Origin of the sequence: Nocardia sp. CA-290969, from assembly GCF_050936135.1 — a bacterium.
Lineage (GTDB): Bacteria > Actinomycetota > Actinomycetes > Mycobacteriales > Mycobacteriaceae > Nocardia.
The window spans coordinates 607,724-629,869 of sequence record NZ_JBNJNJ010000001.1; the positions used below are offsets into that span (position 1 = coordinate 607,724).

Genomic DNA, 22,146 nt, shown 5'->3' on the forward strand with positions numbered 1-22,146 from the left:
CACCATTCCGTAGCGTGGATCCTGTCAGCCTACGTTTGGTCCGGACCTTGAAGTGTCCCCGGCGCCTTCATCGTGCGTCGGACTGGTCCAATGTTGTTCGCGGAGTGTTCGGCGTCGGATTTTTCCGGTCTGTGTCTTAGGCAGTTCTGCAACGATTCTCACCACCCTAGGGCGCTTATAAGGCGCGAGCCTGTCTCGGGCGAACGAAACCAATTCGTCAGTTTGGGCGCTGTGTCCGTCCTTCAGCGATACATAGGCAGCCACAGACTCTCCGCGATATTCATCGGGAAGGCCTATAACCGCTGCTTCGAAGACCGCCGCGTGCTGGTAGAGGATGTCCTCTACCTCGCGCGGCCAAACCTTGTATCCCGAAACGTTGATCTGGTCTTTGATCCGGTCGACCAGGTATACCCAACCCGCTTCGTCTACGATCGCGCTGTCTCCGGTTCGGAGACGACCTTCGGGCAGGGCGGTTTCAGATTCTTTTGTTTTGCGCCAGTATCCGCGGATGACCTGGGAGCCGGTGACGACCAGTTCGCCTTGGCTGCCGCGTGGGAGGGTGTCGCCTTCTGGGTCGACCACCTCGACGTTCACTCCCGGGAGCGGTAGTCCAATGGACAGAGTGCCGCTGTCCGGATCGACCGGGGCGCTCGTTCCCGGCGGGACTGCCGTAACTGCCGAGGAGGTTTCTGTCATGCCGTAGGCGTTGTGGATGTAGTGGCCGAAGCGTTCCTGGAAGCGGGCGACCGTGCTCGGTGGGACCGGGGCGCCCCCGCTGTACAGAGTCTTGACGGTGGAGAAGTGTTCGGCCGTGGCGTAATCCGAGTTCATCATCGCGTTGAAGGCGGTGATGGAGCCGATGGTGTAGGTGACGCCGTGTTCGCGGAGGGCGTCGACGGCTACGTCGGTGGTGAAGCGGCCGGTGAAGACCAGGGAGGTTCGTTCCGTGAGGGCGAGGGCGCCGATGACGACGGCTCCGGTGATGTGGAACAGCGGGGCCAGGGCGTAGACCACGTCGCCGGGGGTGATGCCGGCGAGTTCGGCGAAGCTGGTGGTTACCGCGCGGACGTTGGCGTGCGAGTTCATCGCGCCTTTGGGCGGGCCGGTGGTGCCGGAGGTGTAGGCGAGGAAAGCGAGGTCGTCGCCGTGTACCTGGACCGATGGGGGTTTCCGGCCGGTGTACTCGTGGGCCAAAGTGAGCAGGTCGGCGTTGGGTGCGTCGGCACGATGGTCCGCCGATACCTCGGTGGCAGCAGTGGTTTCGTGCTTGAAGACGCGGGGGTCGTTGCGGGACTGGAGGTCCGACTCCGCGGTGCCGAGTACCCACCCGACTGCGGTGCCCTCGACGTCCTCCCGGACCTGCCGCATATCGCGGTCGGTGGTGATGATCCCGACCGGTTCGGCATCGCTGACCAGTTCGCGGAGTTCGCGGCCGCGATACATCGGGTTGAGCAGTAGGGCGATCGCGCCGAGTTTCCACAGGGCGAGCAGGACGAGCGCGTATTGCGGGATGTTCTGGAGGTGGATGCCCACCCGCTCCCCGTGGCCCACGCCGCGGTCGGCGAAAGCGGCCGCGAGTGCGTCGGCGAGGTCGTCGGTTTCGCGGACGGTGAGGGTGGTGTCGAAGTAGACGAGGGCAGGGGCGTCGGGTTCGTGCTGGACCCGGTCGTTCCAGGCCGCCACGAGTGTGGCGAAGTGTTGGGTTACCTCTCGCGGGCGGGACGCCCCGCCCGCCGCACCCTCATCAAATGCGGCGGACGGGGCTTTCCCGGTGTTACCGGTGGTCATGCAGGGAGTTCCTTGCGGCTGGTTTCGCGGATGGTGGCGACGGTGAGGAGGCCGATGGCGCAGACGCCCATCACCCAGTAGGCGGGCGACATCGCGTTGCCGGTCGATTCGACGAGCTGGGCGGCGACGTAGGGGGCGGTGCCGCCGGCGGCGATGGTGCCGATATTGAAGCCCAGCGAGACGCCGGTGTAGCGGACCGTGCGGGGGAAGAGTTCGGTGAACAGCGGGAACGCGGGGACCTGGACTACGCCGTTCAGCACCATGTAGACGAAGTAGACGAGGCCGATCACGACGATGCTGCTCGTCGCGCCCATGATCATGAAGGCGGGCAGCGCGATCACGACGTAGGCGAGGTAGCCGGCGATGAGGACCGGTTTGCGGCCCCACCTGTCGGTGGCCATACCGCTGAGCGGGAAGGTGGCGCAGGCCAGGGCGATGGCGACGGCGGAGGTCCAGTAGACGGAGTCTTTGGAGAAGCCGAGGTCGTTGATCAGGTAGACGCTGAAGTAGGTGAGGCCGATATAGCCGGAGCCGTTCATGGCGATGGCGACACCGACGACGCGGGCGACGGACCACGGGTTCTTGGTGACGGTGTCGAGCAGCGGGCTCTTGGTGACCTGCTGCTTTTCGGCCATCTCCTCGAATTCGGGGGTGTCCTCGAGCTTCATCCGGACGCGGAGACACACGTAGGCGAGGGGCAGGGCGAGCAGGAACGGGATACGCCAGCCCCAGGATTCCATCTGCTCATCGGTGGTGATGAGGGCTACGACGCCGACGACGGCGGCGGCCACGGCGAAGCCGAGGGTGGAGCCGACGGGTGTGAAGGAGCCGAAGAAACCACGCTTACGCGGTGGTGCCGATTCGGCGATATAGGTGGCCGCGCCGCCGACTTCGCCGCCGGCGGAGAAGCCCTGGGCGAGGCGGACCAGGACCAGCAGGATGGGGGCGAGGATGCCGACGGCGGAGCTGGTGGGCAGCAGGCCGAGGATGCCGCAGGCCACGCCCATGCTGACCACGGTGATGACGAGGGCGTGGCGGCGGCCGCGGCGGTCGCCGAGGCGGCCGAAGAAGATACCGCCGAGGGGGCGGGCCACGTAGGCGACGCCGAAGACGGCGAGGGTCGACAGGATCGACACCGCGGAATTCTCTGAGGGGAAGAAGAGGGGTGCGATGGTGACGGCGAGGAAGCCGTAGACCGCGAAGTCGTAGTACTCGATGAGGGTGCCGACGCCGCCGGCGATGGCGGCGCGGCGGGCTACCGAGTTCGACTTCTTCGCTGCTGTCGCCACCAGCGGTCCGGAGGGGCGGAGGTCACTGGACCCGACGCGAGGTTCTGTGTTCGTCATTGAATCTGTCTTTCGCGTGCGTGCTCGGCGAGCAGGAGTTCATACGAACCACCGGCTTCGATGACCTTGATGGTCCGCGGGCTCGGTGGGGTTCCGACCAGGTCGGTTCCCTCGGGCAGGCGCAGGGTGGCGGTGCGCCAGTCGAGGGCCACGGGGTCGTCGACCTTTACCGAGGTCGAGACGCCGGGGATCGTGATCAACGGCATGCCGTTGAAGGTCTCGCCGCGCCAGAAGCCGGGCGAGAAGGATTCCGCGACGATCGCCGAGATTCCCGCGTTGCGGAGGGCGACCATGGGTGGATAGTGCGGATGACCGTAGCCGAAGTTGCGACCGCCGACGATGATATCGCCGGGGCGGACGCGGTCGGTGAAGGTGGGGTCGTAGGCCTGCATACACACCGAGCGCAGGTGGTCGGGGTCGTAGGACTTGATATTGGAGACGCCGACGACGAGGTCGATATCGAAATCGTCGCCGAAGATCCAGGCGACCTTGCCTTCGATGATGTCGGGCGGTGGGGGATAGGCGCTCACCGGGCCGACTCCTGGATCGTGCCGGCCAGGGCGCTGGCGGCGACGGTGTAGGGGGAGCCCATGTAGATGTTGGCGTCGGGGCTGCCCATCCGGCCGGAGATGTTCAGGACGCCGGTGGAGATGCAGTTCTCGCCGGGTTGCAGGGGTTTCTGGTAGCCGAAGCAGAAATCACAGCTCGATATGTTGATATGTGCACCTGCGGCGCGGAGGACGTCGAGGATGCCTTCTCGCTCGGCCTGCTCGTACACCTTCTGTGAGGTGGGGACGACATTGAGTTCGACGCCGGGGGCTACCTTGCGACCGTCGAGGACCAGGGCGGCGGCGCGCAGGTCTTCGATGCGGCCGCTGGCGCAGGAGCCGATGAAGGCTTTCGTGATGGGGATGCCGGCGAGTTCCTGGGCTGTCTTGGTGTTGACGGCGCGGGCCGAGCCGGGGAGCACGACGCGAGGGGTGAGGGTCGCGAGGTCGATCTCGTAGCGGGCGGCGTAGGTGGCGTCGGTGTCGGGATAGACCGGGTCGAAGCTGCGGCGGGCGACCTTGTTCGCGTAGGCCAGCGACATCTCGTCGGGTTCGAAGATCGCGGAGACGGCGCCGGTGAACATGGCCATTCCGCACAGGCCCTGGCGGTGGTCGATGGCCATCGAGCGGGCGCCGGGGCCGCCGAACTCCATCACCTGATGGGCGCAGCCGTCGGCGCCGACCATATCGATGATGGTGTGCACGAGGTCGCGGCTGTCGACGCCGGGCGGGAACTCGCCGACCAGGTCGAAGCGGGTGGTGGCGGGGATATCGACGAAGACCTGGCCGGTGACCCAGGCTTCGATGAGGTCGCGGCGGATGCCCCAGCCGAGCGCGCCGAAGGCGCCGATACCGCTGATATGGCCGTCGAAGTGGACGAGGAATTCGCCGGGAATGGCCAGGCCGAGTTCGGCGGTGAGCTGGTGGCCGATACCGCGACCTTCGTGCAGTTCGATGCCGTAGAACTCGCACCAGTCGCGGGTGACCTGGTGGACTTCGAGCTCTTTCTCGTTGCCCTTCGTCAGCATGTGGTCGATGAAGACGATGTAGCGGCTCGGGTCTTCCAGCTCGGTGATTCCGAAGTCCTCGCGCATCTGGCGGAACATCACATCGGTGTAGCCGGGGAAGTCGTAGGCGATCATGCGCGCCGGATGCACCGGGTGGTTCTCGCCGGCGCGAACCGTGTCCTGATCCGAGGCGCGGCCCAGGATCTTCTCCGTCATCGTGTAGCCCACGGCGATTACTGCTCCTTCGCGGGTAGGTACTTGTTCTGCATGGCCTCGACCTCGGGGAAGCCGATCAGTTCCACGAATTCGTGGTGCTGGAGCGCATCGGCGCTCACCTTGGCCGGTGCTTCGCCCGCGGCCAGCCGTTTCAAGGTGGCCTGGGCTGCTCCGGCCACCGCCATCAGGACCTGGGTGGGGAGCAGGGCGAGGCGGACGCCGACCTGGTCGAGGATTTCGGGGGTGAAATCGCGTTCGGTCCAGGTGGAGGCTGTAAGGGTAGCCATGAGCGGTACGCCGACCTCCTCGTGGCAGCGCTGCCACTGCTCGACGGTTTCGAAGGTCTTGGTGACCGGCATGATCATGTCCGCGCCGGCCTCGACGTAGGCCTGGGCGCGGCGGAGGGCGTCGTCGCCGCGGGCGTCGGTGCGGGCGATGAGCAGGACGTCGTCGGGGATCGAGTCGCGGACGGCGCGGATCTTGCCGGTGGCCTCGGGGACGGTGATCAGGTCTACGGGGTCGCCTACGCAGATGGGGCAGGACTTGGGGGAGACCTGGTCTTCCATGAACATTCCGCCGACACCGGCGTCGACGAACTTGGTGGCGGTGCGGGCGGCGTTGACCGCATTGCCATAGCCGGTGTCTATATCGGCGACCAGGGGCAGCTTGGAGGATTCGCGGATCGTGCGGACTGCCTGGAGGTTCTCGGTCTGGGTGTAGAGCTCGGCATCGGGGAGGCCGAGGGCTGCCGATACCGCGAAGCCCGAGGCGCACAGGGCGCTGAAACCGGCCTGTTCGGCGAGGCGGGCGGTGAGGCCGTCCCATACGCCGGGGGCGTAGACGAGTCCGTTGGACGTGAGGTCTTTCAAGGTCGGGCTGCGCACCAGTCCACTCTCCGTTTCGCAATGCGGAATGCGTTTCGTTTTCTGCTACGAGGACGGTAAGGTGGTGGGGGTCACAAAGTCAACCCCGATCGGCCGATGTGTTCGTAAGGTGGCGGCATCGATCGCACGAACCGTGGAAGCGAGTGAGAAGCAGTGGCTGTGCCCACCCCGCCGAAGGCGGCTGTGCCCACCGAGTCGGAGCCGACGGCAGGTCGTGACGTGGTGGGCGCTGTTCTCAAGGCGTGCACGCTGCTCGGTCACTTCAGTGCCGAACGGCCCGTCTGGACGCTGAACGACCTCACCACGGCCAGCGGGATGAACAAGACCACGGTCTTCCGCCTGATGGCCACGCTGATCCAGGCGGGGTGGGTGGACCGCACCGACGAGGGTGCCTACCGGGTGGCGATGCCGGTCTTCGAGATCGGGTCCGCGGCGCTGGCGAAACTCGATATCCGTTCGGCGGCAAAGCCGTTCATGTCGGAACTGGCGACCGCTTTCGGGAACACCGCCTACCTGATGGTGCCCGCGGAGCAGGGCGCGGTGTGCATCGATCTGCTCGAGGGCCGCAACTCGCTCGTGGTGGCCGGGATCAACGTCGGATCGGTGATGCCTTACCACGCGGCAGCGGGACCCACGGTGATGCTCGCGCATTCGAAAGCGCTGCAGGACAAATGGTTGACGGACAGTCTGCCGTCGATCACCGACCGCACGATCACCGATGCGGAGCGGCTCGCCGAGCATCTCGCGGAGATCCGGGAAGCCGGCTATTCGCTGAGCCACTCCGACTATTTGCCGGGGGTCGCCGCGGTGGCGGCGCCGATTCTCGGGCGCGACGGGTCGGTGGTCGCGTCGATCAGCGTGGGCGGGCGGGCCGAGGAATTCGAGGGTGAGGCGCTCGCGGCGAAGATCGAGCGGGTATGCGACGCCGGAGCGCGGATCACCAGGATTGTGCAAGCTCTACCGCGGGGTTGAGGGACTGCCGACGATCCGTCGGCGGCGTTTCGTCCTGTCAGCCCCTGCGCGCGTCGATCAAGCCTTGGATATCGATCTTCTTCATCGCGTGGATGGCGGACAAGATCCGTTGGCCCGCTTCCGGATCGGCGTCGGCGAGCAACTCGTTCATCGCTTTCGGCAACACCTGCCAGGTGATTCCGAAACGGTCGGTGAGGGAACCGCCGGGCCCTTCGCTACCGCCGTCGGTCAGGCCCGCCCAGAGAGCGTCGACCTCCTCCTGGGTGTCGCAGTCGGCGTACAGCGAAATGGCCCCGGTGGAGGTGAACCGGGGTCCGCCGTTGTAGGCGATGAAGCGCTGACCCTCGAGTTCGAATACGACCGTGGTGGCCGTGCCGTCCGGGGCCCGCTGAATATCGCGGACGGCGGAGTCGGCGAACAACCCCGTGTAGTGGTCGGCGGCTTCTTCGGCGCGGCCGTCGAACCACAGGAAGGTACACACCTGCATTACTGATCTCCTCGGTTACGAGTCGGTGGGGTCAGAGGGAGAGGGCCGGGTAGTTCTCGAGTTCGACGCTGTGTGCCAGCTTGTCCATGCCACGGGGAACGAACCGCTTCGGCAGGTACGGGAGCAGGCGCACCGATCCGTTGCGCAGCCAGAGCTGGGTACGGGAGTCGGGCATCAGGCCACCGTCGCCTGCGCCGCGGGCGAATTCCTGTGCCCGGTCGGCGAATCCGCGCATTGCGCGTTCGTAGGCGGGATAGGCGAGGCGGTGATCACCGTCGGCGGCGGCGAGTTCGCCGGCCAGGATGTAGGCGCCCACAAGGGCGAGGCTGGTGCCGATACCGGACATGGGGGAGGCGCAATAGCCGGCATCGCCCAGCAGCACCGTCCGGCCGCGTGCCCACGTGTCCAGATGAACCTGGTGCACCCGGTCGAAGTAGAAATCGGGGGCGTCCCAGATGGCCGGCAGGATCCGCGGGATCTCCCAGCCGTCGCCTTCGAAGGTGCGAACCACCAGCCGTTTCTGCTCGTCGATATCGTCGATCGACAGCGGCTCCGAACGCAGGAAGAACCCGGCGACCGCCGTGCCCGGTTCGGCCCGGGGGCGCAGGCCGGCGGTGCGGCCGGGGCGGCCGTTTCCCGCGGGCATCGTGTACATCAATTGCCAGCCGTCGAGGTCGAGTGTCGTCGGCACGGTGAAAAGCGATACATAGCAGCCGAGGTCGTGGAGATAGTCCTCGTCGGGACCGAATACGAGGCGGCGGGCGCTGGACCGCACGCCGTCCGCGCCGATCAGCAGGTCGTAGCGCCCGGTCCGGCCACTGTTGAATTCCACGTGTACGCCGTGCTCGTCCTGCCGGACCGCGCCGATCGAGTCGCCGAAAATGTAGTCGGTGACACCGTGGGTCGTGTCGTAGAGAATGCGGGCCAGATCGGTACGCAGTATCGCCATCTCGGCGACCGGTCCGCCCGAATCACCGAATACGTCGGTGCTCATCGTCGCCACGTGCTTACCGGCGCCGTCGATGAACGCCATCCCGCGGGCCCCGGTATGTGCCCGGCGCACCTGGGCCACGATGCCCATCCGCTCGGCGACCTGCCGGGCGGTGCCACGGATATCGACCGCGTGACCACCCGTGCGCGGCTCGGGGGCGCGCTCCACGACGGTGGGGTGGAAGCCGTACCGGTGTAACCAGTACGCGAGGGTGGGTCCGGCGATACCGGCACCGGATATCAGGATGTTGCGGTTGTGCACAGGTCCTCCTGTGGTCTGGTCGAGGTCGACGACTCGTGTCGGCACGGGGAAGCCGTCCCGGTTTCTCCAGGGAACCCGGGGCGATTGCGGAGATGGGGATTCGCGACGAAGCGGCGCGTACGGTGTATCGGTGCCGCGGTCCAACGGTAGCGTGATGCACTGTCCCGGGCCATTTTCGGCGCCGAATAGTGCACTAGTTCGTCGGTGTTGGTGCTCTAGTACACTTCGGGTTGGTGCGGGGGACTCGACAGATCGGAAACCATGTCCTTGCCGACGCAGCGCCGGGATGCCCGGTATCAGGTGATCGCGGGCGAGATCCGTGCCCGGATCGTGAACGGTGAGCTGCGGCCCGGCGATCGGGTGCCCTCCATCCGGCAGATCGCCGGTCGCTGGGGAGTCGCCATCGCGACCGCGACCAAGGTACTCGCCGCGCTACGCGATGAGGGCCTGGTCGAAGCGCGGGTGGGCGCGGGCACGGTGGTCGCCGCACCCCGCCGGCGGTCCGCCGCCGCGGGTTACGACAGGTTGCCGCTGTCGCCCGCGGACGGGCGGGCCGAACCTCGAAAGCGGTTGCTGGGCAGCGCGATCGCGATCGCGGATACCGAAGGGCTCGACGCGGTCTCGATGCGCCGGCTGGCCGCCGAACTCGGGGTCGGGCCGATGTCGCTGTACCGGTTTGTCGCGAACAAAGACGAACTGCTCACCCAGATGGCCGATGAGGTGTTCGGTGAGCTGCGGCTACCGGAACCGGGGTCGCGGGGGTGGCGCGCCGACCTCGAATGGCTCGCCCGCCGGCAGTGGCAGCTGTGCCGGCGACATCTCTGGCTACCCGAGGTCATCTCGTTCACCCGGCCGCTGCCGGCGCCCAACATGATGGCCCAGACCGAATGGGTGCTGCGCGCCCTCGACGGTCTCGGTCTCTCGCCGGCCGCCCGGATGCACGAGGCGCTCACCCTGCACGGACTGGTCGTCGGCTCGGCGCTGTCGATGGCGGAGGAAGCCGAGGCGGAGCGGGACACCGGCCTCACCCTGGCCGGCTGGCGCGCCGCCCAGCGCGCCCGGCACCACCACCTCCTGGCGACCGGTGAATTCCCCCTGCTGGCCTCGCTGTCGGCAGACGCCGTGACGGATCCGGAAGGCCTGTTCGAATACGGTCTCGCGCGTCACCTGGACGGTTTCGCGGCGCTGGTGTCCCGGTAGCGTGCCGGAATTCCGGTCGCGGGGCCGGTGTTGTCGCAAGTGATCGTGCTTGTGACGGCCGCCCGGGAGGAGAGCCAGGTGAAGATCCGCTTCGGTATCGGGACGGGTTCGGAGACCGATCCGGAGGATCTGCCCGCGCTGGTGGATCGGCTCGAGGAGGCGGGTGTCGATTCGTTGTGGTTCTCCGAACTCGTCTATTCACCCGCCGTCGATCCCGTGGTGGGGATGGCGGTGGCGCTGGCACGTACCGAACGGCTGAAGGTGGGCACCTCGGTGGCGATCCTGCCGGGCCGGCATCCGGTGCTGGTGGCCAAACAGCTGGCGTCGCTGGCGGTGCTCGCGCCCAAGCGGGTGCTGCCGGTATTCGGGCTCCGGCCGGCGGGCGCCGGTGAACTCGATCTGTTCCCGGTGACGGGCCCGCGGGGTGCCGTATTCGACGAATCGCTGCGGTTGCTGCGTGCCGTGCTGCGCGAGGACCGGGTGGATTTCGACGGCGACCATTTCTCGGTGCGCGGAGCCGGAGTGGGGAAGCGACCGGCCCGGCCGCTGGATATCTGGCTCGGTGGCCGGGCGCCGGGAGCCTTCCGGCGCATCGGCCGCTTCGGCGACGGCTGGCTGGGCAGCTTCCTCACCCCGGACGAGGCCGCGGCCGGGGTGGCGGCGATCAATACCGAAGCGGCCGCGGCCGGCCGGGAAATCGAGGACGACCATTTCGGCATCACCCTGCTACTCGCCGAGGACGGCGTGCCGGCGCAGTTGGCGGCAGGGATCCGGCGGCAGCGCCCGGAAACCGACCCCGCGGACCTGGTGGCGGGGAGCTGGCCGGAACTGCACCGGCTGATCGATCGCTATATCGCCGCCGGGCTCAGCAAGTTCGTGGTGGTGCCCGCGGGTGGCGGCCCGGCCGACGGCTTCCTGGACCGGTTCGTCACCGAACTTCTTCCCCGCCAGAACTGACGGTGGCGTGCCGGACGCGCGCCGGAGAACTCGCCGGCCGCACCGGTGTGACCTGCGCGCCACGCCGGAACTGCTCGCCCGGTTGGTCGCCGAACGCGACCGGATAGCGCCGGCCGGCGAAATGGTCGGTGCCGGCAGGTGGGTCGACGCGGTGATCGCCGGTGCCACGACGAATCTGCTCACCGGCCGACCGGTCCTGCCGGAACGAGCCGCCGGACAAGGGGTGACCGGTCCGGCGCCGCGGACGATCGCGCCCCGCGAGCGCGGTGAAGCTGTAGTCCGGTGACGCGAAAATAATTGAGCGACTTATCAATTCACCCGAAACCGGCCTCCCGGCTCGGTGGGGTAGTGGCGGTTTCTGCTGTCCGTGCCAGGTGATCGCGGTACCGCGATGCAACTCATTGCTTGACGTGATGCGGCTCACCGGGCTACGGTCCAAACCGTCAGACGGTTTCTGAAACCGTATAGCGGTGTTGGAGGATTGATGGCTGAGCCTGGGGTGCGCGTGCTGGGTCGCGCGTGCGACGTACTGGATTGCTTCACCGAAGCCGCGCCTCGTCTCGGCGTGGCGGATATCCGCAGTCGTACGGGTCTGCCCGCGACCACCGTGGCGCGGATCGTCTCGACCCTCCAGCAGGAGGGGTTGCTGGTCCGGGAAGGCGACCTGTACCGCGTGGGCCTGCGAGTTCTCGTATGGAGTGCGCCGGCCCGGTCGGGGTCGAGCCTGCTCGGGATCGCGCAGCCGTTCGTCGAGCAATTGCGTGATGTGACGGGAGAGAGCGCGGGGCTGTACGTGCGGCAGGGCGCCACCCGTGTGGTGGTGGTCGGGGTGATGTCGAACCACTCCGTGGTCTATCGCAGCTATGTGGGTCAGGTTCTCCCGCTGCATGCGGGCGCCGCCGGGAAATGTTTCATGGCGTTCGACGACGACGCGCTCGGCGCCGCGCTCGATGCCGGGTTACGGCGCTACACCGATTCCACCGTGGTGGGGCGGGCGGAACTCGACCGGCAGTTGGCGGAGGTGCGCGAACTCGGCTGGGCTTATACCGAGGGCGAACGTGAGGCGGGGCTCAACTCGGTGGCTGCCCCGGTACCCGGTTTCGGCGGCCGGCCCGAGGCCGTGCTGGCGATCGGTGGTCCCTCGTTCCGGCTCGACCGGGCGGCGGCCGAGCGGGTCGGCCCGATCGTCGCGTCGACGGCGCAGGCCATTGCGGCCCGTATGGGGCATGTCCCGGCCGGGGAGCACGCCGATGTCTGACGCGCAGGTGCTCGCCGGCCTCTTGCGGCGTCCGGGTCTGCTCGTCGCGCCCGGTGTCTACGACGGTCTCTCGGCCGCGATCGCCGCGCGGTCCGGCGCGGAGGCGGCCTATGTTTCCGGCGCGGCTGTCTCCGCCGCCGAGGGGCTGCCCGATATCGGGCTCACCACCGTCACGGAGATGGCTCGCGCCATCGCCGTCGCCAAGCGCCACCTGGATGTGCCGGTTATCGCCGATGCCGATACCGGGTTCGGCGACGAGAGCAACACCTTCCGCACCGTGCGAACCTACGAAGAGGCCGGCGCGGCGGCCGTTCAGCTCGAGGACCAGGTGTTCCCGAAGCGGTGCGGGCATCTGGACGACAAGGGCCTCATCGGTGCGGACGAATTCGCGCTCAAGATCGCGGCGGCGGTAGCGGCGCGGCGCCGGGGAACACTGATCGTGGCCCGGACCGACGCGATCGCGGTCGAGGGCTTCGACGCCGCGATCAGCCGGGCGAAGCGGTATGCCGAGGCCGGCGCCGATGTGCTCTTCGTGGAGGCGCCGCAGACGCTCGAGCAGGTCGCGGCGATTCCGCCGGCGATCGAAGTGCCGGTCATCTTCAATATCGTTCCCGGTGGGAAGTCGCCCGAGGTGTCGCGCGAGCAGCTCGCCGAATTCGGGTACGCCGGTGCGATTCTGCCCGGTGCGGCGGTCGGCGCCGCATTCGCCGCCATCACCCGGGCCATGGCCGATATCGGCGCCGGTGGCCTTCCGGCCGGACCGGCCGCTGGACCGCGCGCGCTGTTCGAAGCCGTCGGCCTCGACGAGTGGACCGCCCGGCGCGTTGTGCGGGAGCCGAGCCGTGCCTGACACCGTCATCGAGAAGATCCTCGCCCGCTCGGCAGGTCTGGACCGGGTCGAACCCGGTCAGGTCGTCACCTGCGATGTCGATATGACGGTGGTGATCGATGTCCAGTTCGCCCACGATCGGCTCGCGGATGTCCGCGCGGTGCACGACCCGGACAAGGTCGCGGTGGTACTCGACCACGCGGTCCCGGCGCCCACACCGCGCGACGCCGGCCACGGCGCCAAGGCGCGCGCCTTCGTCGCCGAACACGGTATCGAGCGGTTCTACGATGTGGGCCGCCACGGCATCGTCCACCAGGTGATCGCGGAACAGGGCCTGGTGCTGCCGGGGACCGTCGTGTGCTGCACCGATTCCCACACCTGCGCCGGCGGGGCGCTGAACTCGGCCGCACGCGGGCTGGGTCCACTGGAGATCCTGCAGATGATCTGCACCGGCCGGACCTGGTATCGCGTGCCGCCGACCATCCGGTACGAACTCGTCGGGACGAAACCCGCGCACATCAACGGTAAGGACATCTTCCTGGCGATCTCCGGGAAGTACGGTGACGCCACCGACCATGCGCTGGAATTCGGCGGTCCCGGCCTCGCCTCCGTGCCCATGTCGGATCGCCGGACCATCGCGACCCAGGGCGCCGAAGTCGGCGCGGATTTCACGCTTTTCCCGTGTGACGAGATCACCGAGGAGTTTCTGGCCGAGGTCGCGCCGAATGCGTCCTACCTGCCGAGCAACCCCGATCCCGACGCGGCCTACGCCGAGGTGCGGACCGTCGATCTCGCGGCGATCGAGCCGATGGTGGGCCTGCCGGGCACCGTCATCAACAACGCGGTGCCACTCAGCGGCCTCGCACGGACCCGGATCGACCAGGCGTTCATCGGGTCCTGCGCCAACGGCCAGCTCGCGGACCTGGCGGTCGCGGCGCGCATTGTGGAAGGACGCAGCGTGGCGCCCGGGGTGCGGCTCATCGTCACCCCGGCTTCCCAGCAGGTGTATCTGGAAGCGGTCCGGCGCGGGTATGTCGCCACCCTCGTCGAAGCAGGGGCGGTGGTCACGAACTCCACGTGCGGCGCCTGTTTCGGCTACCACATGGGTGTGCTCGCCCCCGGCGAAGTCTGCGTCACCTCGAGCACCCGCAACTTCCGCGGCCGGATGGGCAGTACCGAGGCCCAGGTCTACATGGCCTCACCGGCCACGGTCGCGGCCTCGGCGCTGACCGGGTATATCGCGGGACCGGACCAACTACCGGAGGTAGCGGCATGAGCGGGTCAGGCCCGGAGGCGGGAGCGGAGCGTAACCACGGAGGGCCCCCGCTCGTGCCCGATGGATACAGCATGAGCGGGTCAGGCCCGGAGGCGGGAGCGGAGCGTAACCACGGAGGGCCCCCGCTCGTGCCCGATGGATACAGCATGAGCGGGTCAGGCCCGGAGGCGGGAGCGGAGCGTAACCACGGAGGGCCCCCGCTCGTGCCCGAGGGATACAGCATGAGCGGGTCGGGGCCGGAGGCGGGAGCGGAGCGTTCGCCCTTGCGGGTTCGGGGGCGGGCGTGGGTTTTCGGGGACGAGATCAATACCGACGATATGTATCCGGGGTTCGCGATGAAACTGTCCGTGCCCGAGGCGGCCCGGTACATGTTCGACGCCACCCGGCCGGGGTGGCCGGAGCTCGTCCGGCCGGGCGACATCGTGGTGGCCGGGAAGAACTTCGGTCTCGGATCCAGCCGCCCGTGTGCCGAACTGTTCACCCATCTGGGCGTCTCGTGTCTGCTTGCGGAGCAGTACAACTCGCTGTTCCACCGCAACGCCCTGAACTACGGGCTGCCGGCGCTCACCGTGCCGGACGCGCGCACCCTGATCACCGAGGGGGATGTCCTCGAGATCGACGCCGTGACGGGCCTGGTGCGCAACGAGACGCGGGGGACCGAGCACCGGATCGAACCGTTGCCCGAATTCGTCGTGGAGCTCATCGCCGGTGGTGGGCTGATCAACCGCCTGGAGGCAGGCGGCTTCCTGGATCGCAACGACGCGACCAGTAGCGCAGGAGAAAGATGATGAAGAGCAGAACAGCTCTGATCGCCGGCGCGGCAGCGGCCGCCCTGGTGCTGAGCGCGTGCGGCGGTAGTGGCGGCGCCACGGACGCGACCGCGTTCGATATTGCGGTCAGCAACGCGTCGGAGCCGTACTCCATCCCGTGGCTGGTCGGTAAAGACCAGGGCTTTTTCGAGAAGCGCGGGGTGAGTATCGGCGAGATCGTCCCGGGCAAGGGCGGCGGTACGACCGTCCGCAATATGCTCAGCGGTGATCTGCCCATCGCCGATGTCGGTTTCACCTCGGTGCTGGAATCCAGCGAGGCGGGCGCGCCCCTGGCGATCGTCGGGGGTGCGACGCAGAGCGTGTACGGCCTGGATTTCTATGCCCTGGACAGCAATACGCGGGTGCGGAGCATCACCGATATCGGGAAGTGGGCCTACACCAACCCGCAGTCGGTGACCCAGGCCCTGACCCATATCCTGCCCGAGGTCGCTGGGGCGACCCAGCCGATCGAGCGGACTTCTTCGGGTGGCGTGGGTGAGGGTGTCGCGCTGCTGGAGGCCGGCGATGTCGATGTCGCTGTGGTCCCGCCTTCGGTCGTGGCGAAAACGGACAAGTTCCGGGTGGTGGTCTCCAGCGCCGACCATTTGAAGAAATTCCAGCAGAGCGTGATCACCACGACCCCCGAATTCGCCGAGCGGAACCCTGACACGGTGAAGGCGGTGGTCGCGGGTTACGCGGACGCGGTCGCGTTCATCCGCGAGAACCCGGACCGGGCCGCGCAACTGTACGCCGATTACATCGATATCGACGTGGCACATGCGGCCGCGATCGTGGACAAGGCGATCCAGTACGACAACTGGAGCGCCGGTTTCGACCCCGCGGCCATCGAACAGGCCGTCGAGGCCCAGCGCATGGTCATGGACCGCACCGACCTCGAATTCTGTGGTCTGTTCCGGAAAGAGTTCCTCCCCGGGAACGTCCCCGCCACACTCCCGGCCGAATGCGAGTGAGCCGATGAACACGCAGACAGCACCACGGCGCGACAGCGCAACCACCACCGCGGTACCGATCGTGCGGGTTTCGGGAGTGGAACAGCATTTCGGCCCGGTCCACGCGCTCGGGCCCGTCGATCTCACCATCGGGCGCGGCGAATTCGTCTCGATCGTCGGACCCAGCGGATGCGGAAAATCGACACTGCTCGAAATCATCGGCGCACTACAGGATCCCGCGCGCGGTTCGGTCGAGGTGGACGGTGCACCGCTGACCGGTCCCCGCCGGCGGACGGCGATCGTATTCCAGGAGTCCGCGACGCTGCCGTGGCGGACGGTCCTCGACAATGTCGCCTTCGCGCTCGAGGTGCGCGGGGTGGGCCGTAAGGAGCGACGGGAACGCGCCCGGGAACTGGTCGAGATCGTCGGACTGGGCGGTTTCGAAGAGCACTACCCGTCGCAACTGTCGGGCGGTATGCGCCAGCGGGTCGCCATGGCGCGCGCGATGTCGACCGACCCGGATCTGATCCTCGCCGACGAACCGTTCGGCGCGCTCGACGAGCAGACCCGCATGCTGATGGCCGAGGAACTGCTGCGCGTGGTCGAGCAGATCGGTTGCGGGGTCCTGTTCATCACGCACAGCATCCAGGAGGCGGTGCTGCTGTCGGACCGGGTACTGGTGATGGGCCGCCGGCCGGGCACATTCATCGACGAGGTGCGCATCGAGCTGCCCCGGCCGCGCGCGCATGCGGCGCTGTCCGAACCGTCGGCGACCGCCGCGCAAGACCGCATCTGGGCGCAGATCCGCAACGAGGCGGAGGCGGCGATGGTGGCGAAGAGGAGCGCGCGATGAGGGCGCGCTCGTCTGTCGTCCCGTCCTATGTGCGGCCGGCGCCACACCGGGTCGCCGGATTACCCTCTCCGGCTTGGACATTCGTATTCGTCGTCGCGGCCGTCGTCGCGATCGAGGTGTACGCGCGGTCCGGGGCCGTCTCGCGGCTCGATCTCATCCCGGTGAGCGATATGGTCGTGCGAGCGGTCGAATTGCTCGGCGATCGTGATTTCGTCGTCGACGCCTTGCTGCGCAGCGTTGCGCTCATCTGCGCGAGTTTCGCCGCCTCGGCGGTCGCCGGGGTGGGCGTGGCCTATGCCATGGCCCGGTCCCGATGGGTGCATCGAGCCGTCACACCGTACGTCAACGTCTTCTACGCGCTGCCGATCTTCGCGCTCTACCCGGTGCTGGTGGTGATGTTCGGGACGGGTGTCGTACCCATCATCCTGCTGGCCACGCTGTTCAGCGTCGTGATCGTCATCTCGCACGCGCTGGTGGGATTCGAGTCGACGCCGCCCATCGTCGGCAAGCTCGCCCGCTCGCTGGAGATGTCGCGGGCACAGCAGTTGCGCAAGATCCTGCTACCGGCGGCACTCCCGGACATCCTGGCCGGGTTGAAACTCGGACTCGGTTACGCGATCATCGCCGTCCTGGCGACGGAGTTCATCCTGGCGACGACGGGGCTCGGTCAGGTGGTCAACCGTGCCTACAACAACTTCGACACTCTCGACATGTACGCCGGCATCGTCTTCGTCAGCGTGTTCGCGCTGCTGGCGAACCTCGCGCTGGGGGCCGCGTTGAGCGCGTTCGATTGGCGGCGGCGATGAGCGCGGGCGCCGCGGCGGCGGCCCGTACGCGTTCGATCCTCCGCGGGGGTCCGGCGTGGATACCGCCCCTGACCTTCGCCATCGTCCTCGTGGTGGGGTGGACGGCGACGGCGGCCGTGGCCGGCAGCGCTGTCTATCCCGGTCCCGGGGAAGCCTTGGCCAGTCTGTGGTCCGATATCCGCGATGCCCGGTTCCTCGGCAGCGTCGCCGATACCGCTCGCGTCCTGCTGTTTTCGTACGCCGCGGCCATTGTGCTGGGGACGATTACCGGTATGCTGCTCGGGCTCAGCGCGTTCTGGTCGCGGGCGGTGCTGCCCGTGGTGTACGCACTCAACAGTGTTCCGAAGATCGTCGTGTATCCGATCTTCCTGCTCTTCCTGGGTATCGGCGATCTCAGCCGCGGGTCCTTCGCCTTCGTTTCGGGTGTGCTCCCGATGTTCCTGATCATGGTCGAGGCCACTGCGGGGGTGAGCCGGCTGCATCTGAAGATGTCGGCGAGCCTGGGCATGTCGCGGGGATCGCTGCTGCGGCGGATCGTAGTGCCGAGCGTGCTGCCGTCGCTGGCCTCTGGGATGCGGTTGTGTTTCGGCCTCACCCTGATCGGGCTGCTGCTCGCCGAGATGTTCTCCGGATCATCCGGGCTGGGTTACGAGCTGCTGCGCAATCTTTCTCTGGCCCGGGTGGAGAACATCATCGGCCAGGTCATCCTGATCGGCGTTCTCGCGCTTGTCCCGACCTTGGCGCTGCAACAGGTCGAGTCCCGTATCCGCAACCGTTACGAGGTGACCGTATGACCACCGCCATGAACGCACCGACCGATCCGGAGGGTGTGACCGGTCGGCTGGCCGGCTGGATCTCGACCCTGCAGTACGATGACATCCCCGAGGTCGTGCGCGAACGCGCCCGGCATCTGCTGCTCGACGGGCTGGTGTGCGCGCTGGTCGGGGCCCGGCTCCCGTGGTCGGCGCGGGCGGTCGAGGCGGTACTCCGGCTCGAGGGCACGGGCGACATCCCGGTGCTCGGGTGGGGAATCACCACCTCGGCCCCGGCCGCGTGCCTGTTGAACGGCACCTTCATCCAGGGCTTCGAACTGGACGACTACCACGTGCGGGCGCCGCTGCACAGCAACTCGCTGATCGTTCCCAGTGCCGTCAGCACTCTTGCGGCACTGGACCGCGCGGTGCCGGGCCGGGAGCTGCTGACCGCGTTGATCGCCGGCTACGAGGTGGGCCCCCGGGTGGGCCTGGCGTTGCACGGTGCCGAAATGCTTTCCCGCGGCTGGCATTCCGGTGCTGTATTCGGCACCCATGCGAGCGCGGCGACCTCGGCGTGGTTGCGCCGGCTCGATCCGGCGCGGGTCGAGGATGCTCTCGGACTGGCCGGCACCCAATCGGCCGGGCTGATGGCCGCCCAGTACGAGGCCATGTCCAAACGGATGCATCACGGTTTCTCGGCCCGCAACGGTCTCTACGCCGCGGCGCTCGCCGAGGCCGGCTACACCGGGATCAAACGCGTCTACGAGCGCGAATACGGTGGGTTCCTCGCCACCTTCGGCGAGGGACACGATCCGCGCGCCGAGTTGATCATCGATGGGCTGGGCGAGGACTGGGTGCTCATGGACACCGGTGTGAAGGCCTATGCCGCGATGGCCGCGACCCACGCGCCCATCGACTGCGCGCTGGCCGCGCGGGCCCGCGGGATCACGGCGGGGGATGTCGAGTCCATTTCGGTGGAGGTCTCGCATGCCGCCTATCACCACGGCTGGTGGAAACCCGAGCCGCCGCTGGAAACGATCGGGGCGCAGATGAATATCGGCTACACCGTTGCGGTGGCGCTGCTCGACGGCCAGGTGCTCGCCGAACAGTTCACCCGCGACCGGATCTCCGCCGCCGATGTCTGGTCGCTGCTCGGCCGGGTCGAGGTGAACCACTGTACGGACTTCGACAACCCCCGCGATCGCTTCCGCACCCGCATGCGGCTGGTACTACGCGGCGGCGACACCGTGGACATCGAAGTCGACGGCCCCCTGGGCGGTCCGACGCGACCGCTACCGAACCCCGACGTGGTGGCGAAAGCACGCCGCCTCGCCGAATCCATCGATATCGCCGACCGGTGGACGCGAATCGAGGACCTCGTGCTGGACCTCGACGCACTGCCGGACACTTCCGTGCTGATCGACGAGCTGGCGCCGGCCGTCCCCGCGCTCGCCGTGACGCTCTGACCCGAGAGGGCCTACTTCATGACGAACCTCGCCGAGCTGCTGAGCTCGACCGCCGCGCGGTATCCCGGCCGCACGGCGCTCGTGCTCGGCGACCGCCGGATGACCTACGACCGGCTCGACGCCGCCGCCAACCAGGTCGCCGGGCTGCTGGCCGCCGAGAACGTGCGCCCCGGGAACAAGGTCGCGCTGTCGTTTCCCAACCTGCCGGAATTCACGATCATCTACTTCGGCATCCTGAAGGCGGGCGCCACCGTGGTGCCGTTGAATGTGCTGCTGAAGTCCCGGGAAATCGCCTACCACCTCCGTGATTCCGGCGCCGTCGCGTATTTCGCCTTCGAGGGCACCACCGAACTCCCGATCGGTGAACAGGCCGTCGAGGCGTTCGAGCAGACCGACGGTTGCCATTCGCTTTTCGTCGTTCCCGCCGGCGGACCACCACAGTGGGACGACCTGCCCGGCGAATTCGAAACGGCCGAAGTGGACGACGACGACACCGCGGTGATCCTCTACACCTCGGGCACCACCGGCCAGCCCAAGGGCGCGCAACTGCGGCACCGCAATATGCGCGCCAACGCCCTGGCCGGCAAGGACCTGTTCGCCGCCGACCCACAGCACCCCGACACCTACCTGGGTGTGCTGCCGCTGTTCCACGCCTTCGGGCAGACCGTCATCCAGAACGGAGCCATCGCCTTCGGCGGCACCGTCGTGCTGCTTCCGCGCTTCGACCCCGCAGCCGCCCTGGCGGTGATGCGCAAGGAGACCGTGACCTTCTTCGCCGGCGTACCGACCATGTACTGGAGCCTGCTCGGCGCCCTCGACGACACCGTGGACGTTTCGGCTCTCGCGGCCGGCCTGCGGATCGCGGTGGCCGGTGGTTCGGCGCTGCCGGGGCAGGTCCACGAAGACTTCCGGACGCGGTTCGGCGTCACGATCCTCGAAGGCTACGGGCTGTCGGAAACCTCGCCGGTTGCGTCGTTCTCGGTGTACGGGCAGCCGCCGCGCGTCGGGTCGATCGGGGTCCCGATCCCGGGTGTCGAGATGCGGCTGATCGCCGACGACTGGTCGGACGTACCCGACAGTCCCGACGCGCTCGGCGAGATCGCGATCAAAGGCCACAACGTCATGAAGGGCTACCACGGCCGGCCGGAGGCGACCGCTGAGGTGCTCCGCGACGGCTGGTTCCGCACCGGCGATCTCGCCCGCAAGGACGCCGACGGCTTCTACTACATCGTCGACCGCGCCAAGGACATGATCATCCGAGGCGGCTTCAACGTGTACCCGCGCGAAATCGAGGAACTGCTGATGACGCACCCGGCGGTCTCGCTGGTCGCGGTCATCGGCGTCCCGCATGATTCGCACGGCGAGGAGATCAAAGCCGTCGTCGTCAAGAACAAGAACCACGACGACCTCACCGAAAGCGATCTCGTCACCTGGGCCAAGGAACGCCTGGCGGCCTACAAGTACCCGCGGCTCGTCGAATTCCGTGACTCCCTGCCGATGACCGCGACCGGCAAGATCCGCAAACGCGAGATCTGAGCGGTGGCGGCTGATTGCGGGCTGTGTGGGCGGCGGTGGACCGATGGGTCCCCGGGTTCACGCAGTTCGCGCCGCCGCCGCGAAGCCCACGCGGTTACAGCGGCCCCCACGTGGTGCCGGTTCCTTCGCGGAAGGCGGTGAAGGAGGCGCCGAGTTCGCCGGTGGCGCTGCACATCACCTGGGTGCGGTTCTCGATATCGAGGGCGTGGCGCAGGCTTGGTGAATCCACGGTCTGCCACATGGTTTCCTTCGTCATCCACACCGCGAGCGGGGAGTGGCGGGCGATTTCCTCGGCTTTGGTGACGGCTCGGTCCAGGAGGTCGCCGGGGCCGGTCACTTCGAGGACCAGACCGATGCGCTCGGCTTCCGCGGCATCGAAAATCCGGCCGGTGAGCAGGAGTTCGGCGGAGCGGGAGGCGCCGACGAGGCGCGGCAGATGGTAGCTGGTGCCCATATCGCAGGCCGAGATGCCGTGGCGGATGAAGACGGCGCCGAATGTCGCTGTGGGGCTTGCGTAGCGGATATCGCAGGCCAGGGCGAGGGCGAAACCACCGCCGACCGCGGCGCCGTTCACCGCGGCGATCACGGGCTGGCGGAGGCGATGGATCTTCTCGAACGCCGAGGCCATCAATTCCTGGGAGGCGTAGATCCGGGCGACCGGTGAGCGGACCGAGCCCAATAGGGCGGCGGCCGGGGAGGCGTCGGTGGCGGTGAAATCCTCGGGCTCCGCCTTCAGATCCGCACCAGCGGAGAAGCCCGCGCCGGCACCGGTGATGACCACAGCGCGGACCTCGGGTTTTCCGTTGATCTCGTCGAGCACGGTGTGCAGTTTCGCGACCGTCTGATTGTCGAGGGCGTTACGCCGGTGCGGGCGGTCGATGGTCAGGACGACGACGCCGGAGGGCAGGTATTCGGTGGCGAGTGCGGGCACGGTTCGAGCCTTTCCGAGCT

At 67.8% G+C, this 22,146-nt stretch carries 22 protein-coding genes; 14 read left to right on the forward strand and 8 right to left on the reverse strand.

The annotated features are described in order from the left end of the window. Window positions 1–24: 24 nt before the first annotated feature. The 5 genes from ACQEVO_RS02860 to ACQEVO_RS02880 are packed head-to-tail and all read right to left on the reverse strand — an operon-like array spanning window position 25 to window position 5,789. Window positions 25–1,788, reverse strand: coding sequence for a class I adenylate-forming enzyme family protein (locus ACQEVO_RS02860; RefSeq protein WP_432908595.1), 1,764 nt, complete (start codon window positions 1,786–1,788; stop codon window positions 25–27). Then, window positions 1,785–3,134, reverse strand: a complete 1,350-nt coding sequence (locus ACQEVO_RS02865) for an MFS transporter (protein WP_432908597.1) — start codon at window positions 3,132–3,134, stop codon at window positions 1,785–1,787. The genes ACQEVO_RS02860 and ACQEVO_RS02865 overlap by 4 nt, the downstream gene beginning before the upstream one ends. Next, the gene (locus tag ACQEVO_RS02870; RefSeq protein WP_432908599.1) at window positions 3,131–3,664 is read right to left on the reverse strand and encodes a 3-isopropylmalate dehydratase; all 534 of its coding nucleotides are present in this window, start codon (window positions 3,662–3,664) and stop codon (window positions 3,131–3,133) included. Before ACQEVO_RS02870 ends, ACQEVO_RS02865 begins: the two co-directional genes overlap by 4 nt. Next, a complete protein-coding gene (locus ACQEVO_RS02875) occupies window positions 3,661–4,905 on the reverse strand; it encodes a 3-isopropylmalate dehydratase large subunit (protein ID WP_432922297.1) in 1,245 nt (414 codons plus the stop codon). The genes ACQEVO_RS02870 and ACQEVO_RS02875 overlap by 4 nt, the downstream gene beginning before the upstream one ends. Window positions 4,906–4,922: 17 nt before the next feature. Then, on the reverse strand, window positions 4,923–5,789 hold the full coding sequence (locus ACQEVO_RS02880; RefSeq protein ID WP_432908601.1) for an isocitrate lyase/PEP mutase family protein: 867 nt from the start codon (window positions 5,787–5,789) through the stop codon (window positions 4,923–4,925). Window positions 5,790–5,972: 183 nt separating this feature from the next. On the opposite strand from ACQEVO_RS02880, the gene ACQEVO_RS02885 reads away from it, so the two are divergent. Then, window positions 5,973–6,761 carry an IclR family transcriptional regulator gene (locus tag ACQEVO_RS02885; RefSeq protein WP_432908603.1) on the forward strand — a complete coding sequence of 263 codons (789 nt, stop codon included), beginning with the start codon at window positions 5,973–5,975 and terminating at the stop codon, window positions 6,759–6,761. A gap of 37 nt (window positions 6,762–6,798) precedes the next feature. Here ACQEVO_RS02885 and ACQEVO_RS02890 read toward each other — a convergent pair whose 3' ends face one another. Both ACQEVO_RS02890 and ACQEVO_RS02895 read right to left on the reverse strand, forming a co-directional pair. Beyond that, window positions 6,799–7,248 carry a VOC family protein gene (locus ACQEVO_RS02890; RefSeq protein ID WP_432908605.1) on the reverse strand — a complete coding sequence of 150 codons (450 nt, stop codon included), beginning with the start codon at window positions 7,246–7,248 and terminating at the stop codon, window positions 6,799–6,801. A gap of 31 nt (window positions 7,249–7,279) precedes the next feature. Beyond that, window positions 7,280–8,500, reverse strand: a complete 1,221-nt coding sequence (locus ACQEVO_RS02895; protein ID WP_432908607.1) for an FAD-dependent monooxygenase — start codon at window positions 8,498–8,500, stop codon at window positions 7,280–7,282. A gap of 261 nt (window positions 8,501–8,761) precedes the next feature. Here ACQEVO_RS02895 and ACQEVO_RS02900 point away from each other — a divergent pair, with 261 nt between their 5' ends. The 13 genes from ACQEVO_RS02900 (at window position 8,762) to ACQEVO_RS02960 (ending at window position 21,195) form a co-directional block, all read left to right on the forward strand. After that, entirely contained in the window at window positions 8,762–9,700 is a 939-nt protein-coding gene (locus tag ACQEVO_RS02900) for a TetR/AcrR family transcriptional regulator C-terminal domain-containing protein (RefSeq protein ID WP_432908609.1), read from the forward strand. Window positions 9,701–9,778: 78 nt separating this feature from the next. Then, a complete protein-coding gene (locus ACQEVO_RS02905) occupies window positions 9,779–10,657 on the forward strand; it encodes a TIGR03854 family LLM class F420-dependent oxidoreductase (RefSeq protein WP_432908611.1) in 879 nt (292 codons plus the stop codon). Between the two features lie 7 nt (window positions 10,658–10,664). After that, entirely contained in the window at window positions 10,665–10,943 is a 279-nt protein-coding gene (locus tag ACQEVO_RS02910; protein ID WP_432908612.1) for a hypothetical protein, read from the forward strand. Window positions 10,944–11,141: 198 nt separating this feature from the next. Next, on the forward strand, window positions 11,142–11,915 hold the full coding sequence (locus ACQEVO_RS02915) for an IclR family transcriptional regulator (RefSeq protein WP_432908614.1): 774 nt from the start codon (window positions 11,142–11,144) through the stop codon (window positions 11,913–11,915). Beyond that, on the forward strand, window positions 11,908–12,765 hold the full coding sequence (locus ACQEVO_RS02920) for an isocitrate lyase/PEP mutase family protein (protein ID WP_432908616.1): 858 nt from the start codon (window positions 11,908–11,910) through the stop codon (window positions 12,763–12,765). Before ACQEVO_RS02915 ends, ACQEVO_RS02920 begins: the two co-directional genes overlap by 8 nt. Then, complete coding sequence (locus ACQEVO_RS02925) at window positions 12,758–14,020, forward strand: 3-isopropylmalate dehydratase large subunit (RefSeq protein WP_432908618.1); 1,263 nt, start codon at window positions 12,758–12,760, stop codon at window positions 14,018–14,020. The genes ACQEVO_RS02920 and ACQEVO_RS02925 overlap by 8 nt, the downstream gene beginning before the upstream one ends. A 221-nt stretch (window positions 14,021–14,241) precedes the next feature. Then, entirely contained in the window at window positions 14,242–14,808 is a 567-nt protein-coding gene (locus tag ACQEVO_RS02930) for a 3-isopropylmalate dehydratase (RefSeq protein ID WP_432908620.1), read from the forward strand. Then, window positions 14,805–15,800 (forward strand): ABC transporter substrate-binding protein, encoded by a 996-nt coding sequence (locus tag ACQEVO_RS02935; RefSeq protein WP_432908622.1) that lies wholly within the window; start codon window positions 14,805–14,807, stop codon window positions 15,798–15,800. The genes ACQEVO_RS02930 and ACQEVO_RS02935 overlap by 4 nt, the downstream gene beginning before the upstream one ends. A 4-nt stretch (window positions 15,801–15,804) precedes the next feature. Further along, the gene (locus tag ACQEVO_RS02940) at window positions 15,805–16,632 is read left to right on the forward strand and encodes an ABC transporter ATP-binding protein (RefSeq protein WP_432908624.1); all 828 of its coding nucleotides are present in this window, start codon (window positions 15,805–15,807) and stop codon (window positions 16,630–16,632) included. After that, complete coding sequence (locus ACQEVO_RS02945; protein WP_432908626.1) at window positions 16,629–17,438, forward strand: ABC transporter permease; 810 nt, start codon at window positions 16,629–16,631, stop codon at window positions 17,436–17,438. Before ACQEVO_RS02940 ends, ACQEVO_RS02945 begins: the two co-directional genes overlap by 4 nt. Continuing rightward, on the forward strand, window positions 17,435–18,232 hold the full coding sequence (locus tag ACQEVO_RS02950) for an ABC transporter permease (protein ID WP_432908628.1): 798 nt from the start codon (window positions 17,435–17,437) through the stop codon (window positions 18,230–18,232). The genes ACQEVO_RS02945 and ACQEVO_RS02950 overlap by 4 nt, the downstream gene beginning before the upstream one ends. Further along, window positions 18,229–19,659, forward strand: coding sequence for an MmgE/PrpD family protein (locus ACQEVO_RS02955; RefSeq protein ID WP_432908630.1), 1,431 nt, complete (start codon window positions 18,229–18,231; stop codon window positions 19,657–19,659). Before ACQEVO_RS02950 ends, ACQEVO_RS02955 begins: the two co-directional genes overlap by 4 nt. Window positions 19,660–19,677: 18 nt before the next feature. Further along, window positions 19,678–21,195, forward strand: coding sequence for a long-chain-fatty-acid--CoA ligase (locus tag ACQEVO_RS02960; RefSeq protein WP_432908631.1), 1,518 nt, complete (start codon window positions 19,678–19,680; stop codon window positions 21,193–21,195). A 94-nt stretch (window positions 21,196–21,289) separates the two neighbouring features. Here ACQEVO_RS02960 and ACQEVO_RS02965 read toward each other — a convergent pair whose 3' ends face one another. Beyond that, window positions 21,290–22,126, reverse strand: a complete 837-nt coding sequence (locus ACQEVO_RS02965) for an enoyl-CoA hydratase/isomerase family protein (RefSeq protein WP_432908633.1) — start codon at window positions 22,124–22,126, stop codon at window positions 21,290–21,292. Window positions 22,127–22,146: the final 20 nt, after the last annotated feature.

Excerpts from the sequence above, each read along its gene's own strand:
- ACQEVO_RS02915 (WP_432908614.1), top strand. The coding sequence starts at position 11,142 with ATGGCTGAGCCTGGGGTGCGCGTGCTGGGTCGCGCGTGCGACGTACTG.
- ACQEVO_RS02860 (WP_432908595.1), bottom strand. The coding sequence starts at position 1,788 with ATGACCACCGGTAACACCGGGAAAGCCCCGTCCGCCGCATTTGATGAG.
- ACQEVO_RS02945 (WP_432908626.1), top strand. The coding sequence starts at position 16,629 with ATGAGGGCGCGCTCGTCTGTCGTCCCGTCCTATGTGCGGCCGGCGCCA.
- ACQEVO_RS02865 (WP_432908597.1), bottom strand. The coding sequence starts at position 3,134 with ATGACGAACACAGAACCTCGCGTCGGGTCCAGTGACCTCCGCCCCTCC.
- ACQEVO_RS02930 (WP_432908620.1), top strand. The coding sequence starts at position 14,242 with ATGAGCGGGTCGGGGCCGGAGGCGGGAGCGGAGCGTTCGCCCTTGCGG.
- ACQEVO_RS02955 (WP_432908630.1), top strand. The coding sequence starts at position 18,229 with ATGACCACCGCCATGAACGCACCGACCGATCCGGAGGGTGTGACCGGT.
- ACQEVO_RS02890 (WP_432908605.1), bottom strand. The coding sequence starts at position 7,248 with ATGCAGGTGTGTACCTTCCTGTGGTTCGACGGCCGCGCCGAAGAAGCC.
- ACQEVO_RS02935 (WP_432908622.1), top strand. The coding sequence starts at position 14,805 with ATGATGAAGAGCAGAACAGCTCTGATCGCCGGCGCGGCAGCGGCCGCC.
- ACQEVO_RS02940 (WP_432908624.1), top strand. The coding sequence starts at position 15,805 with ATGAACACGCAGACAGCACCACGGCGCGACAGCGCAACCACCACCGCG.
- ACQEVO_RS02960 (WP_432908631.1), top strand. The coding sequence starts at position 19,678 with ATGACGAACCTCGCCGAGCTGCTGAGCTCGACCGCCGCGCGGTATCCC.
- ACQEVO_RS02950 (WP_432908628.1), top strand. The coding sequence starts at position 17,435 with ATGAGCGCGGGCGCCGCGGCGGCGGCCCGTACGCGTTCGATCCTCCGC.
- ACQEVO_RS02900 (WP_432908609.1), top strand. The coding sequence starts at position 8,762 with ATGTCCTTGCCGACGCAGCGCCGGGATGCCCGGTATCAGGTGATCGCG.
- ACQEVO_RS02920 (WP_432908616.1), top strand. The coding sequence starts at position 11,908 with ATGTCTGACGCGCAGGTGCTCGCCGGCCTCTTGCGGCGTCCGGGTCTG.
- ACQEVO_RS02875 (WP_432922297.1), bottom strand. The coding sequence starts at position 4,905 with ATGACGGAGAAGATCCTGGGCCGCGCCTCGGATCAGGACACGGTTCGC.